The 13435-nt window shown below is 71.4% G+C and carries 9 protein-coding genes; 3 read left to right on the top strand and 6 right to left on the bottom strand.

All coding sequences use genetic code 11. The features are described from left to right. Positions 1-39: 39 nt before the first annotated feature. From AC5R91_RS27095 to AC5R91_RS27085, 3 genes are all read right to left on the bottom strand, one after another. Positions 40-366, bottom strand: a complete 327-nt coding sequence (locus AC5R91_RS27095) for an NIPSNAP family protein (protein WP_495394109.1) — start codon at positions 364-366, stop codon at positions 40-42. A 10-nt stretch (positions 367-376) separates the two neighbouring features. Then, positions 377-1093 carry a VOC family protein gene (locus AC5R91_RS27090; protein WP_495394108.1) on the bottom strand — a complete coding sequence of 239 codons (717 nt, stop codon included), beginning with the start codon at positions 1091-1093 and terminating at the stop codon, positions 377-379. 85 nt (positions 1094-1178) lie between these two features. Then, positions 1179-2480 carry a winged helix-turn-helix transcriptional regulator gene (locus tag AC5R91_RS27085; protein WP_495394107.1) on the bottom strand — a complete coding sequence of 434 codons (1302 nt, stop codon included), beginning with the start codon at positions 2478-2480 and terminating at the stop codon, positions 1179-1181. 274 nt (positions 2481-2754) lie between these two features. Between AC5R91_RS27085 and AC5R91_RS27080 the strand changes: the two genes are divergently transcribed. Next, the gene (locus AC5R91_RS27080; protein WP_495394106.1) at positions 2755-3984 is read left to right on the top strand and encodes an amidohydrolase family protein; all 1230 of its coding nucleotides are present in this window, start codon (positions 2755-2757) and stop codon (positions 3982-3984) included. A 545-nt stretch (positions 3985-4529) separates the two neighbouring features. After that, positions 4530-5873, top strand: a complete 1344-nt coding sequence (locus AC5R91_RS27075) for a glycosyltransferase family 4 protein (RefSeq protein ID WP_495394105.1) — start codon at positions 4530-4532, stop codon at positions 5871-5873. A 76-nt stretch (positions 5874-5949) separates the two neighbouring features. On the opposite strand, the gene AC5R91_RS27070 is transcribed toward AC5R91_RS27075, so the two are convergent. Continuing rightward, a complete protein-coding gene (locus AC5R91_RS27070; protein ID WP_495394104.1) occupies positions 5950-6858 on the bottom strand; it encodes a PIG-L deacetylase family protein in 909 nt (302 codons plus the stop codon). Positions 6859-7098: 240 nt separating this feature from the next. Between AC5R91_RS27070 and AC5R91_RS27065 the strand changes: the two genes are divergently transcribed. Beyond that, positions 7099-9057: a sensor domain-containing protein gene (locus tag AC5R91_RS27065; RefSeq protein ID WP_495394103.1), complete on the top strand. Its 1959-nt coding sequence runs from the start codon at positions 7099-7101 to the stop codon at positions 9055-9057. A 40-nt stretch (positions 9058-9097) separates the two neighbouring features. Here AC5R91_RS27065 and AC5R91_RS27060 read toward each other — a convergent pair whose 3' ends face one another. After that, complete coding sequence (locus tag AC5R91_RS27060) at positions 9098-10552, bottom strand: radical SAM protein (RefSeq protein WP_495394102.1); 1455 nt, start codon at positions 10550-10552, stop codon at positions 9098-9100. Then, the gene (locus AC5R91_RS27055) at positions 10552-13227 is read right to left on the bottom strand and encodes a glycosyltransferase (RefSeq protein ID WP_495394101.1); all 2676 of its coding nucleotides are present in this window, start codon (positions 13225-13227) and stop codon (positions 10552-10554) included. Before AC5R91_RS27055 ends, AC5R91_RS27060 begins: the two co-directional genes overlap by 1 nt. Positions 13228-13435: the final 208 nt, after the last annotated feature.

Raw genomic sequence — 13435 nt, 5'->3', positions numbered from 1 at the left:
TCGGTACACCGATGCCGTCGCCGCTCGCACCGGACGGCGTCAGCGCAGGTTCGAGAACGGCAGTGGGCGCAGGATGCTGCTGTGGGTCCTCGCCACGAGCAGCCCGTGTTCGGCGGTGCTGCGCCGGCGCACCTCGGCCCACTCGGGGTCCCGGTGGAAGTCGGCCCACGCCCGCTGGCGTTCGTCGAGGCCATCCCAGGCGAGCAGGTACGTGAGGTCGGGGCCGTCACCGATCACGGTCTCGAAGTAGCCGACCTGACGGAACCCGTGCCGGTCGAACAGCGGCACGGTGTGGTCGGCGAACCGGTCGTGGAGGGCGTCGCGGTTGTGGCCGAACAGCTCGTAGCGGCGCAGTTCGTACAGCATCCCGCGGCCCTCAGTCGAAGGTCGTCGACGCGAAGTTCGTCGACTCCGAGGTCGTCGACTCCGAGGTCGTCGACTCCGAGGTCGTCAGCTCAGAGGTCGTCGACGCGAAGGTCGTCGGCTCAGCGGCGACGACGAGGGCGTGCAGCGCGGCCGACACCTCGGTGCCGTCGCGGCGGGCCCGCTCCTTCGTCGCCGTCCACGCCTCGAGCGCCCGGCGGGCCTGGGTCGGCCGGTCGTTCCAGTCGGCGACCAACGGCGTCGTGATCTCGAGCCGGTTGCCGTCCGGATCGTAGAAATAGATGCTGTAAATGATGGTGTGGTCGACCGGGCCGAGAACGTCGACGCCATGGCCGCGCACCCATTCCCGCCATTCGTCGACCATGTCGGTGGTGGGCACCTCGAGCGCGATGTGCCGGAAGACGTCGTGGGCCGGATGAGGGGCCGGCGCCGCGGCGGGCAGGTCGGGAACCTCGAAGAAGGCCACCGTCGACCCGTCCTGCATCCGGAAGAAGATGTGCAGGTAGGGCATGGTGTCCCCGGTCGACGGCACCCGCTCGTGCATCACCGCGGCCACGAGTTCCATCCGCATCACGGTGCTGTAGAAATCGGTGGTGACGGCGGCGTCGCGGGTCACCAGAGCCAGGTGACTCAGGCGGGTGGGCGCGTGCGCGTCGGCGGCGCGGACCGGTGCGGGAACGACCCTGCTCTGGGAGTTCGTGAATGTCATCGATCGTCCTCCTCGGGCGGGACGTTACCGCCGGGAAGATGTCGGTTGACGTTCGATCGCCGCCCGGTGAACCGCCGGCCCGCCGTCATCCCGCCAGTTCGGACGCCGGCCGGATGACCAGCGAGAACATGGCGGCGATCGCCACGCCGAAGGTCGTGACGGCCGGGTCGAGCGGCCGGCGGGATCGGCTGGCCAGACCCAGCCCACCCCAGGCGGTGGGGCCGTTGAAGATCGGGACGAACAGGCAACTGTGGAAGCCGTCGGCCGCCAGCGCGCGGGTGGTCTCGCGGTAGCCGTGCGCGCCGCCGACGATGTCGGCGATCTGGGTCGGCTGGCTGGTCTCGAACGCGTGGACCTGGGCGAAGCTGGACCGTAGGGGCACGCCGCCGGCCATCAGCTCCCGCCACCGCGCGGTGTTGCCCCGCTCGGCGACCAGGTGCATGAGCCCGCCGCCGCGGCGGAAGATCGCCGCGGCGTCGCAGGCGGAACTCGTCACCAGTGTGGTGGTGAGGAACTCCGCCGCCGCGGTCTGCGAGGCGCGGGGCAGGCGGCGGGCGATGTCGAGGACCGTGCGCGGCATCGTCAGCGAGGTCAGCCGGGCGGCGGCGCCGCTGACGTCGTCGCCCATCTCCAGGACGTTCTCGGTGAACTCGTAGCCGACGCCGCGCACCGCGCGGATCAGCGGCGTCGGCCGCCCCGCGACGGTGATCTTGTGGCGGAGCCGGGAGACCTGGATGCGCAGGGCGTTGGTGTCGCCCGGCCCGCCGGCGCTGCCCCACAGCGTGCGGACGATCCGGAACCGCGGCAGGGCCCGGTGCGGGTGGCGCATCAGGTAGGCGAGCAGGCGGAACTCGGTGGGCGACAGGCTGAGCTCCGTCCCGCCCAGCAGGCAGGTCCGGGCCCACAGGTCGACCTGCAGCTCGGCGGCGCTCAGGTAGCGCACGGTCGGCTCCCAGGTGTCGCTGACCCGGCGAAGCAGGGCGATGATCTGCGCCCCCAGGGCGGACTGGTCCAGCCCGGTCGGCAGGGCCAGGTCCGCCCCGTCGGTGAGCACGCGCACCCGGATCATCGGGTCGAGGTCGCCCACGACGATGACCGGGGCGTCGCAGGAGCGGCGCATCGCGCGGGTCACCTCGACGGCGAACCGTGGGTCGTCGGTGACGACGGCGACCAGCGACGCCTTGCGTAGCGAGGTGGCGCGGCGAGCGGTGTCCGCTCCCCCGGCCTCGACCAGCCGCCACCGCTCGCGGCCCGCGAGCAGGGCCAGCACCTCGGCGTCGGGCCGGGCGCCATCGGCCACCACGACGACGGGGCCGTCCAGGCGCACCTCCCGGCGGAGTTCGGCACCGGTATCCTGGGCCCGCTGCGCCTGCGTGTCTGCCCGCATGTCCAGCTCCTCTCGCGACGACGGTCGCGAAGTGCACGAATGGCGATGCGCTGTGTGTCGCGTGTCACTCTGCGGATGCTGGACGATATCCCGACTCCTCGGTCGAATGTCAGCGTTCCGCAGGCAGAAGACGAGCCCGGAACGATCCGGGCTTTTCGTGCCGACAAAGTCAGCTTTATCCGGATACTGGCCGGGGCCGCCCGACAGGTAAGCGACATCTTGCCGACGTTAGGTTCGAAGCCCATCCGCCGGTTCCGAGAGCTGCGAGGCGCGCATGGAAATCCCGAGAATCGAACTCCCGAGAATCGAACTCCCGAGGATCGTCAGCACCGATGACCACGTCGTCGAGCCAGCCCACCTGTGGCAGAGCTGGCTGCCCGCGAAGTTTCGCGAACGCGGCCCCCGGGTCGAGCGTCGTGGGGTCGCCGGAATCCGGGTGGTCGGCCCCGGCCCCAGATACGCGCACGATTTCGACCCGAACGGGCGTCCGGCGGACTGCTGGGTCTTCGAGGATCTGGTCTTCGTCCAGAAGCGCACCACGGCCGCGGTCGGCTTCGCCCGCGAGGAGATGTCGCTGACCTCGATCACCTACGACGAGATGAGGCCGGGCTGCTACGACCCGAAGGCCCGACTGGAGGACATGGACGTGAACTGGGTGGAGGCGTCGCTGTGCTTCCCCACGTTCCCCCGGTTCTGCGGCCAGACCTTCCACGAGGCGACCAGCGACCGCGAGCTCGGCCTGGCCTGCGTCGAGGCCTACAACAACTGGATGGTCGAGGAGTGGTGCGGCGACTCCGGCGGGCGGCTCATCCCGCTGTGCCTGGTCCCGCTGTGGGACGCCGACCTCGCGGCGGCCGAGGTCCGGCGCAACGCCGCCCGCGGTGTCCGGGCCGTGGCGTTCAGCGAGATCCCGCCGTTCCTCGGCCTGCCCAGCATCCACTCCGGCTACTGGAACCCGTTCTTCGAGGCCTGCGACGAGACCGGCACCGTCGTGTGCATGCACATCGGGTCGTCCTCGCGCATGCCGTCGACGTCGCCGGACGCGCCGCACGCGGTGAACGCCTCCGTCGCGTTCAACAATGCCATGGCCTCGATGTCGGACTATCTCTGGTCGGGTCTCATGGTGCGCTACCCGAACCTGAAGCTCGCCTATTCCGAGTCGCAGATCGGCTGGATTCCGTTCCTGCTGGAGCGGATCGACGCCAAGTGGCGTGACGCCCGTTCCTGGCTCGGCGACGGCGGCCTGCCCGAGCCGCCCTCGCACTACTACCACAACCGCATCTTCGGCTGCTTCTTCGACGACCGCTTCGGCGTCCGATCCCGGCACGACGTCGGCATCGACAACATCACCTTCGAGACCGACTACCCGCACACCGACTCCACCTGGCCGAACACCCGGGAGGTGGCCGAGCGGCTGATGGCGGGCGTCCCCGACGACGAGATCTACAAGATCATGCGAGGCAACGCCATCCGCATGCTCGGCCTGGACCTCGACCGTCCCTGACGGTTCGCCTTCAGCCCGCCGGCGGGGAGAATCGCTACCCACCCGCGGCTGTCCGGTTGGCGTGGCCCGCCGGATCCGCGCACCGCGGTCGAGTCGCGGCGCGGGATCCACGGCGGCCTTGTCACCGGGCGGGATCCACGGCGCCGGTCACGGACGAGACCGCCGAACTCCACCGCCGGCCCGGCCGTCAGGCTCCGCCGCCGGCCGTCTCCACGTCACGGAGTTAAAAGGGACGATAGGTCCCATTTTGAACCGTGACTAAGATCTACGATCCAACCCGGCGGGCCGCCGGGCCGCACGGCCACACTCCACCCTTACGCGAATGTTAACTTTTGCCTTTCGGCAAGCTCGGGCACGTGGGGGCCACCCCCGCGACCGGCACGACCGGCACGACCGGGGTACCAGCGCCAACTCGTCACCTTAAGTTTCCCTCAAACTCGCCGAAACCAGCGGACCGCACGGGCGCGCGACCCGTCCACCAAGTAACGTATTGGCGATATTCTTCGCACTCTCTCGTTACGGCACGGCGGAATCGGGGACACCACGTGGCGGAGTCATTGCTCTCTTTACAGCGGCTGTGCATTCTCTTCTTCTGCGAGCAGTACCCGCCGGTCGTCTGGGACGGCGCGGGCACCTACACGGCGGCGCTGGCCACGGCGCTCGCGTCACTCGGCCACGACGTCCATGTGCTGTGTGCGCAGGGTTACCGAATCTCGGATTCCGTCGAGGACGGGGTGCACGTTCACCGACGCCCGTTACTGCGAGTGCCGGTCAGCCGCGTACTGGGAAAAGTCGGTGCTCAGCTTCGAGGGCCGCTGTACCCGCGTGACTCGCTGACGCTGCGGGCCAGCCTCCCGCTGTCCTACAGCCTCTGGACACGCCAGCTCGGACTGCGACCGGACGTGATCGAGACACAGGACGGCGAGACCCGGGCCCTGATCCAGGCGACGCGCCACTCGGTGCCGCTGGCCATTCACCTGCACTGCCCGACCATGCTCACGGTCCGGCTCTCGGGCCAGCCGATCGGGGCGAAGGGTCTGCTCGCCGACCGGTTGGACCGGATCTCGGCCGCCCGGGCCGACGTGGTCACCTCCCCGTCCCAGCTACTCGTCGACACGCTGCGGGAGCGGGGCTGGCTGGATGACCGCGAGGTCGAGGTGATTCCCAACCCCTTCGACGCGGAGCCTTGGCTGGGCGTCCCCGACGTCGCCGACACCACGCCGACCATCGCCTGCGTGGGCCGGCTCGAGGCCTTCAAGGGGGTGGACGTCCTGCTCGACGCCTCGGCGCGGCTGCGCGCGGCGGGAGTGTCGCACCGGCTGGTGCTCGCGGGGCGCTCGGCGGGTGAGATCGACGGGATTCCCTCGGGCGAATGGCTGGCCCGCCGGGCGTTCCAGCTCGGGCTGGACGTGGAGTTCACCGGCCACCTGTCTGGTGCCCAGCTCCAGGAGGTCTACCGGCGGGCCCGGGTCGTCGCGGTGCCCAGCCGCTTCGAGAGCTTCTCGATCGTCGCCGCCGAGGCGATGGCGGCCGGGCGGCCGGTGGTGACCACGAACCAGGCCGGGGTCGCGCCCTTCGTCGAGCGGTGGGAGGCGGGGTGCTCGGTGCCGGCGGGCGATCCGGCACCGCTGGCCGACGCGCTGGCGCCGTTCCTGCTCGACCCCGCGCGGGCAAGCGCGTTCGGGGCCCGGGGGCGTCTCGGCGTGGTCGAGATCGAACCCGCAGCCATCGCCCGGCGCAAGGTCGAGGCGTACCGGCGCGCCATCGCGCACTTCGGGGCGCAGAACCTGCCGCAGCAGCGCCGCCGGTCGAGCCCCCCGGCCCCCGGCGCCCTCTACCCCGACCTGCCCGGGGAGCGGCGCCGGCACTGGCCCGCCCCCCGCGGCTGAGGCGGCGCCCCGGCCGACCGGCCGCCCGCTGTGGGCGGCGCGGGTCGGCCCGGGGCGCGTCTGCGGGCCGGCGGCGCTACCGGTGCTCGTCGGTGCCGGGGTCGGACCGCCACGGGCGGTCGAAGTCGAGATGATGCAGCGCCCCCGCGTCGACGTAGACCTCGTACGGGCTCTGCAGGGTCGCGAGCAGCGAGCCGGTCACCGGCGCGGCGGCGTCGGGCTCCGCGTCCCCCTCCCCCACCTGGGTGGCGTGCTCCGCGAGGGCCAGGCGCTGACGCGCCCGCAGGCCGCGTGCGTCCACCAGCAGCGGGCGGCGTTCCCGCAACCGATGGACCGGCTGGACGAGTAGCCGCTGCGCCGACCAGCCCGCCGACCCGTACCCCAGGGTCCAGGGCCAGTGCGTCCAGAGCCAGACGGTGTATTCGAGGACCTGACCGCGGTACCCGGTCGCCGCCACCGCCCGGCGGACCGCCTCGTTGGTCGCGTCATGGTCCGGATGCCCCTCGCAGGAGGTCGGCGCCAGGATCTGCTCGGGCTCGAGGGCGCCGATGAGCTCGCCGAGCCGCGCGGCCACGGCCGCCACCCGGTCGGTGAGCTCCGCGTCGGGGAAACCGAGGAACAGCACGTCGGACTCGTCGACGTCCAGTAGGGCGCACGCCCGGCGCGTCTCCGCCTTGCGCAGCTCGACCAGCTCCGCCGGCGGCAGCGTCGCCGGCTCTCCGCGGGAGCCGTCACTGACGATCACCACCGTGACCGGGGTGCCGGCGGCCCGCTTGCGCAGGATCGCCACCGCGCACCCCAACGTCTCGTCGTCGGGATGCGGGGCGACCACGAGACAGGATCTCGTCGCCATGGACGAGGTGATGTCGATGCCGCGCTTGGTCCAAGCCCTGCGCCACAGCGAGCGTGCCGGCACCATCACGCGGTCGCGCGCCGTCTCCGGATCCCCCGGGATCACCCGGCGGACCGCCTTCGCCACATCCATCCCGTCGATCTCCCCGTGCGACTGGTCCGATCACGGCCGAGGATCCGATCACGGCCGAGGATCACTGTAGCGAGCGCCTCCGACATCCCCAGCCGCGACCGGCGGCGAGGAACTGGTCAAACCCCGGTGACCTACGGCTTACCGTCGACATCTACGCCAGTGATGCGCATTGTGTCTGACCGATTACCTTGGGCGCGATCGGGTACAAGCCCCCCAGGACAGGTCGGGCGGAGTGGGTGAGTGGTCGTGACGCAGGGGGAGCGTCCGGACCTTTTCGAGGTACTGGACATAGCGATCGTCGAGACCGGCGCGCGGGACCATCGCATCCGGCGCACCAACGCGGCGGCCTGCGCCGTCCTCGGCCGCACTGAGTCCGAGGTCGTCGGCCTGACCTGGGAGAACATCGCCGTCCCGGAGGACAGGGAACGCTGGACCGCACAGGCGCACCTGCGGCTCGCAACGGGTCGGCCCCGGAGCCGGATGATGCTGCGTCTGCTGCGCCCGGACGGCTCCATCGTCCACGCCCTGTCCACCATCGCGCTGCTGGCCGATCCCGACGGGGAACAGTACTTCCTCACCCATCTCCAGGACGTGTCCGAGGAGATCGCGGCGCAGAACCGGCTCCGGCTCGTGGTGGAGAACACCCCGGTGTCGATCTTCCTGGCGGACCCCGACGGCCGGGTCCTGGTGAGCGAGGGGACGGTGAGTCCGCAGGCCGCGGCGGGACTGTCAGAGGCGCGCCAGTCCTCCATCTTCACGACGTTCGCCGATCTTCCGCAGGCCACCTCGATCATGCGCAGGGCGCTGGCCGGGGAACGGGTCAACGAGATCGTCGAGGCGTTCGGCCGCTGGCTCGACGTGCATCTCGTGCCCATCCCGGAGGGCGGCGAGGTGGGTTCCGTCGCCGCGGTGGTCACCGACATCACCGAACGGCAGCGGGCCGTGGCGGACCTGCGGGTCCGGTCCGCCGAACAGGCGATGATCGCCGATCTCGGCCAGCGGGCGCTGGAGGCCGAGTCTCCGGCCGCGTTGTGGGAGCGCGCGGTGACGGCGCTGGCCGACCATCTCGGCGCCGACCTCGTACAGGCCCACGACGTGAACGAGCACGGACAGCGGGGTGGCCTGCTCGCCCGCGTGGATCGGCGCGAACCGCCCGAGCCTCCCCCCGCCGACCCGACGCCGACGGCGACGCCGACCGAGGCCACGGCGGGTGAGGCCACGGCGAGTGAGGCCACGGCGGCTGAGGCCATGGCGAGTGAGGCCACGGCGGCTGAGGCCATGGCGGGTGAGGACACGGCGGGTGAGGCCATGGCGGGTGAGGACACGGCGGGTGAGGACACGGCGAGTGAGGACACGGCGGGGGCCGGCGGTCTGACGGTCCCGGTCGGGCGGGCCGACCAGGTCCTCGCGACGATCGAGGTCCGGCGGCCGCCGGGCGCGGAGGCGTTCACCGACCAGGACGCCGGGTTCCTCCACTCCGTCGCCGCGGTGCTCGGATCGGCGGCCATCCGCTTCCGGATGGAGAGCGAGATCCGCCACCGATCCCTGCACGACGGGCTCACCGGGCTACCGAACCGCACCGCGCTGCTCGACCACCTCGACCGGGCGCTGCGCCGCGCCCGCCACGACGACCGCCGGGTCGGGGTGCTCTTCATCGACCTCGACGGGTTCAAGGCGGTCAACGACACCCTCGGACACCAGGCCGGCGACGAGGTGCTGCGGGCCACCGCCGTCCGGCTGGGACAGGCGGTGCGGCCCGGTGACGTGGTGGGCCGGCTCTCCGGCGACGAGTTCGCCGTCCTGTGCGAGGACGTGGCCAGCATCGCGGATCTGGCGGCGATCGCCGACCGGGTGCTCGCGGCGCTGCAGGTACCGAGCCGGCTGCGGGAGCAGCCGATCGTACTGACCGGCAGCATCGGCCTCGCCCTGTCCGGCTCCGAGCTGGACGACGGGGAGGAGCTGGACGACGGGGGCGAGCTGGACGACGGGGAGGAGCTGCTGAACGCCGCCGACATCGCGATGTACGCCGCGAAGCGGGCCGGACCCGGCCGGCGCATCGCCTACGACCGGTCCATGCGCACCCGGCTGACACACCAGCTCGCCCACCCCGACGAGCTGCGGCACATTCTGGACACGAACGAGCTGATCATGCTGAGACTCGCCACGGTCTCGGCCCTCCTGCACGCCGTGCACTGCTGACCGGCGAGTGGGCTGACCGCCGGACGCCACGATCCACCCCTCACAGGGCGGTGTTGATGATCGCCTCGACCAGCGTCCGGCCGTCCCGGGTCAGCGTCACCGTCCCGGCGGCCTCGTCGACGTCGACCAGCCCGCGGTCCGCCAGGGCGCGGAACCGGCCGAGCCACGGCTCGGCGAGCAGGGAGCTGCCGGGAAACCGGGCGCGGTGCAGGCGGTCGCGCAGCGGTTGCAGGGTGGACAGGGCCATCCGGACCGCCCGTGACTCGCGGGCGGCCGGCGAGAACGACGTCGCGGACGCCAGCGGCAGCCGGCCGGACTCGACGGCCGCGGTGTAGCGCTCCCAGGCCACCTCGGTGATCGCCTCCGAGGCACGGCAGCTCGAACTGCCGCCGAGACCGATCGCCACCTCGGCCTCCTGCCGGCCCTGATCCACCATGATCGACTTCCAGGCTTCGGGTCCGAGCCCGGCGCGGGCGAAGTACATGGTCGGATGCTCCACATAGCCGGCGCCGGCCAGCCCATCGGTGAGCACCTCACGCATCTGGTACTGCTCGCCGAGCGTCGGCCAACGATGACCGGCGGCGGCCAGCCGGTCGCGGTAGGCGGGAATCTGCCAGGCCGCCGGCCGCTCTCCGGCGACCCCGGTCCGCGTCTCGGCATACGGCCGCAGGTGCAGTTTCGTGCAGACCACCGCGGTCAGTCCGGTGTCCACGACGACGTCCAGGTCCCGGCGGACGCTGTCGACGGTCTGGTCCAGCAGGCCGTACATCAGGTCGACGCTGATCCAGGTGAACCCCAGCCGCTGGGCGTCCCGGACGAACTCCACGCACCGCGCGCCGGTGTGCGGCCGGCCGGACTGTGCCAGCACCCGGTCGTCGAAGGACTGCACGCCGCAGGACAGCTTGGTGACGCCGAGCTCGGCGAGCGTCTCCAGCTTCTCGGCCGTGAGGCTGCTCGGATCGCCCTCGAACCGGATCGCGGTGTCGGGGGTGAAACCGAAGTTCTCCCGGTAGAACCCGAGAAGCCTGCGGATGGCGGATGCGGGCAGCAGGGACGGTGTGCCGCCGAAGACGTTGAACTCGCCGACCGGCGCATCCGCCAGGGTGGGTACCCGGTCGAGCCAGAGGCGGGCCTCGGTGATGTTCAGATCCACCCACCGGGCCGCCCGTTCCGCGGCCACCGCGGGTTCACCGGCGATCAGGACCGTCGGGTACTGGCAGAACCGGCAGTGGTAGGAGCAGGTCGGAATGTAGGACCACAGGTGGATGGGCGCGGTGTGGGCGAGCTGGTCGGCGAGGTCGGCGAGGAAACGCTCCGGCGGGTGGTCGGCCAGATCGCCGGGAAAGACGTGCGCACCGAACGGATCCCGGGCGACGTAGTCCAGCAGCTCCCGGTTCTGCGGCCCGCCGAGCACGGGCAGCACCGTCGGAGCCGGGTACGACGGGTCGATCTCCCGCAGGGACGCCAGTTCCGCGTTCTCGCCGACGATGGTCATCAGAACACCCCGCCGTTGCCGAAGTAGTCGTGGGCCGCGCCCGATTCCCGGTCCTCGCAGTAATAGCGGACGAACTCCCGGAAACGGCTGGCGGGCACCTCGCGCAGGCAGGTCGGCAGCGGCGGTGGCCGGCCGATGTCCGACCCTGCCGTCGCCCGCAGCCGGGCGAAGATCTCGTCGGCGAACTCGAAGTACAACCGGTAGCTCGGCGTCTTGTAGGCGTGGATCGGGGTGAGGTCGACGACGTGCATCTCGTCGAGAATCTCGGCGACGCGACGGCCCAGCCGGCGGGCCAACGACGGCGTGAAGAAGTCCGCCACGGCGTGGTCGTCGAGCAGGGACGGGGTGAGCAGGACGGGCAGGATCGTGTTCTTCGGCGTGAAGTCCTTGACGGAGAACTCCCACGCCTGCCTTGCCTGCGCGGCGGTGAGGTCCCGGGCGCCGTCGCCGGTCAGGTCGGGGTCCCGGATGTCGCGCATCACGATCGTGCCGCCATGGCCGTACGCCCGGCCGGCGATGACCTCGTCCAGGGCGTGGTCGACCCGCCGGGGATTGATCTCGACCCGCGATCTCGGGGCGTACACGATCTCCTCACCGGATCCCCGCACCGAGATGCCGAAATCCCAGTCGTCGGACAGGTGCGGGACGAACCGGCCGTCCTGAACCTGATAGAAGATCTCTATTCCACCGACCTTCTCGTACGCGCCGCGCTCGACCGCGAAGCCCTTTCCGTCGGGAAAGCCGCCGAACAGGCGGAAGGTCACCGCACGGCAGCGCAGGGTCCGGTCGATCGCGGCCCACAGCCGCGGCCGGCCGGTGAAATGCTCGGCGCGGTAGTAGTAGTCGCAGACCCCGATCGCCGCCTTTCCCGCCTCCATGGCGACGAACAGCTCCCACAGCCAGGTGGGATCGACCCGGCAGTCCGCGTCCGCGGAGACCAGGTAGAACCGCCGGGCCGCTTCGGCGTCGGCCCGGGCCCGGCTGCGCGCGACCGCGGCCTGCATGCCCGCCCGGCGGGCGCAGGCGACCCCCTGCTCTCCCTCGTGGATCACCTGGACGGGCAGGTCGGGATGCGCCGCGGCGAACCGGCGGGCGACATCGACGGTGGCGTCGGTGGAGTTGTTGTCGACGACCACCACCTCGTACGGCACCCTGGCCCGCAGCGACGTCCCGCCGTCGCCGCACTGGCCGTACAGCGAGGCCAGCACCGCCGGTAGGTTCGCCGCCTCGTTGTAGACCGGCAGCACGACGCTCATCCGGATGCCGGCGTCCATCGGCGTGGGCCGCGCTGCCGCCGCCGGCCCGACCATCCCGTCGAGCAGGTCGCAGACCTGGCGGCGGCCGCGGGCGAGACGTCGGGCGCCGAGCCGGTGGTTGACGGCGACGGTCCGCCGGCGCGTCTCGGCGTCGACCAGCAGGTCGGCGACGGCGTCGACGAAAGCCGGGGTCGGCAGGTCGCCGGCCGTGAGATCCATCACCGGCGCCTGGAAGCCCGCGCTCCCGTACACCGTGTCGTACAGGTCATAGCCGGTGGTGATGTACGGGACGCCGGCGGCGACGGCCTCCCCGATCGGATTGCCGTAACTCTCGTAGTCGCCGGAGGTCAGAAACGAGACCAGGTCGGCGTGGGCGAACAGATCCTGCACCGAATAACCGCGCCCCGCCGGCCGACCGACCTCGCCGGCGTGCGGGGCGAGCCAGCCGCCGAACACCACCCGGTCGGCCACCCCGAGCCGCCGCGCGAACGCGGCGAGACGCGCGTACTCGGTCGGGGATTCCGCCCGGTCGCCGGTGACGAACAGGTGAATGTCCGCGGGCAGCCGTGGATGGGCGAGCAACGCCGCGAGGAGATGGATGTCGCGGTCGATGCGCTTCTGCGGGATGAGGCGGGTGGGACGGGCGATGAGGATGGCCTGCGCCGGAATGCCGTAGTCCCGGCGGAAGGCGGCGTTGTACTCGTCGACGACGGCCGGCGGCGCGCTGAACGTGTTCGGCAGAACCGCGAGATGGCGCAGGTCGGGCTGCCAGTGCAGCATCCGGCGGCGGGCCTCGGCGTGCTGGACCAGATACTGGATGTGCGGCGAGTCCACGGGGGCGACCGCGTGCGGGTAGGGAAAGGTTCCGTACTTGCCCGCGGCCGGCTCGCTCTGCCACATCAGGTCGTGGTCGCGCCAGAGCACGAATCGACCGAGCCCCTCCTCACGCCCGTACCGTTCGATGGCCAGGTACAGCGCCCGGGTGTAGGTGATGTTCTCCGGCAGCGTGCCGTTCTCCACCAGCACGAACGAGACTCCGCGCCGCCGCCAGGTGTCGACGATACGGCGGCTGATCTGCTCGGCGACCGTGTCGATTCGCGGCCCGAGCCGCTCGTCGCCGGCCTGGACCACCTCCCGCAGCACGGCGGTCACGAAATCCGCGTCATATCCCGGCACGGCGTCGAGCCCGTCGATCCGGGCCAGCCGAACCCAGTCCGGCAACAGCGCGGCCTCGTCCCGATAGGGCTGGAAGAATGCGTCCTTGTCGGCCTTCACGTCATACCCGAGGTCGAGGTGGACGCGGTAGCCGCGCTGGTGGAGGATCCGGGCGGTCTTCACGAACTCGACCACCACGCCCGAGATGGGGGTCGCGTCGAAGGAGATTCCCCAGAGGACCGGTTCGCCACATCCCACTGCCACCCCCGCCTTTCGGCCGTCTGCCGTGGTCCGCGGCGCGAGAGAAGCAGCGCAGCCGACCGCGACGCGGCGCCACCCGGAAGTCGGCTGCCTTTCCGATCCGCTGGTCGCCGGTGATCCGGGTTATACCCGGAGCCGGCCGCGTTCCCACCGCCGACGCGCATCTCCGGCGGCGTTCCCGCGACCGGTTCACCCGGAACACTCCGCGGGC

This window comes from Frankia sp. BMG5.60 (assembly GCF_059428125.1).
This window is presented reverse-complemented; position numbering and strand designations above follow the sequence as displayed.

Excerpts from the sequence above, each read along its gene's own strand:
- AC5R91_RS27095 (WP_495394109.1), bottom strand. The coding sequence starts at position 366 with ATGCTGTACGAACTGCGCCGCTACGAGCTGTTCGGCCACAACCGCGAC.
- AC5R91_RS27090 (WP_495394108.1), bottom strand. The coding sequence starts at position 1,093 with ATGACATTCACGAACTCCCAGAGCAGGGTCGTTCCCGCACCGGTCCGC.
- AC5R91_RS27060 (WP_495394102.1), bottom strand. The coding sequence starts at position 10,552 with ATGACCATCGTCGGCGAGAACGCGGAACTGGCGTCCCTGCGGGAGATC.
- AC5R91_RS27080 (WP_495394106.1), top strand. The coding sequence starts at position 2,755 with ATGGAAATCCCGAGAATCGAACTCCCGAGAATCGAACTCCCGAGGATC.
- AC5R91_RS27085 (WP_495394107.1), bottom strand. The coding sequence starts at position 2,480 with ATGCGGGCAGACACGCAGGCGCAGCGGGCCCAGGATACCGGTGCCGAA.
- AC5R91_RS27070 (WP_495394104.1), bottom strand. The coding sequence starts at position 6,858 with ATGGATGTGGCGAAGGCGGTCCGCCGGGTGATCCCGGGGGATCCGGAG.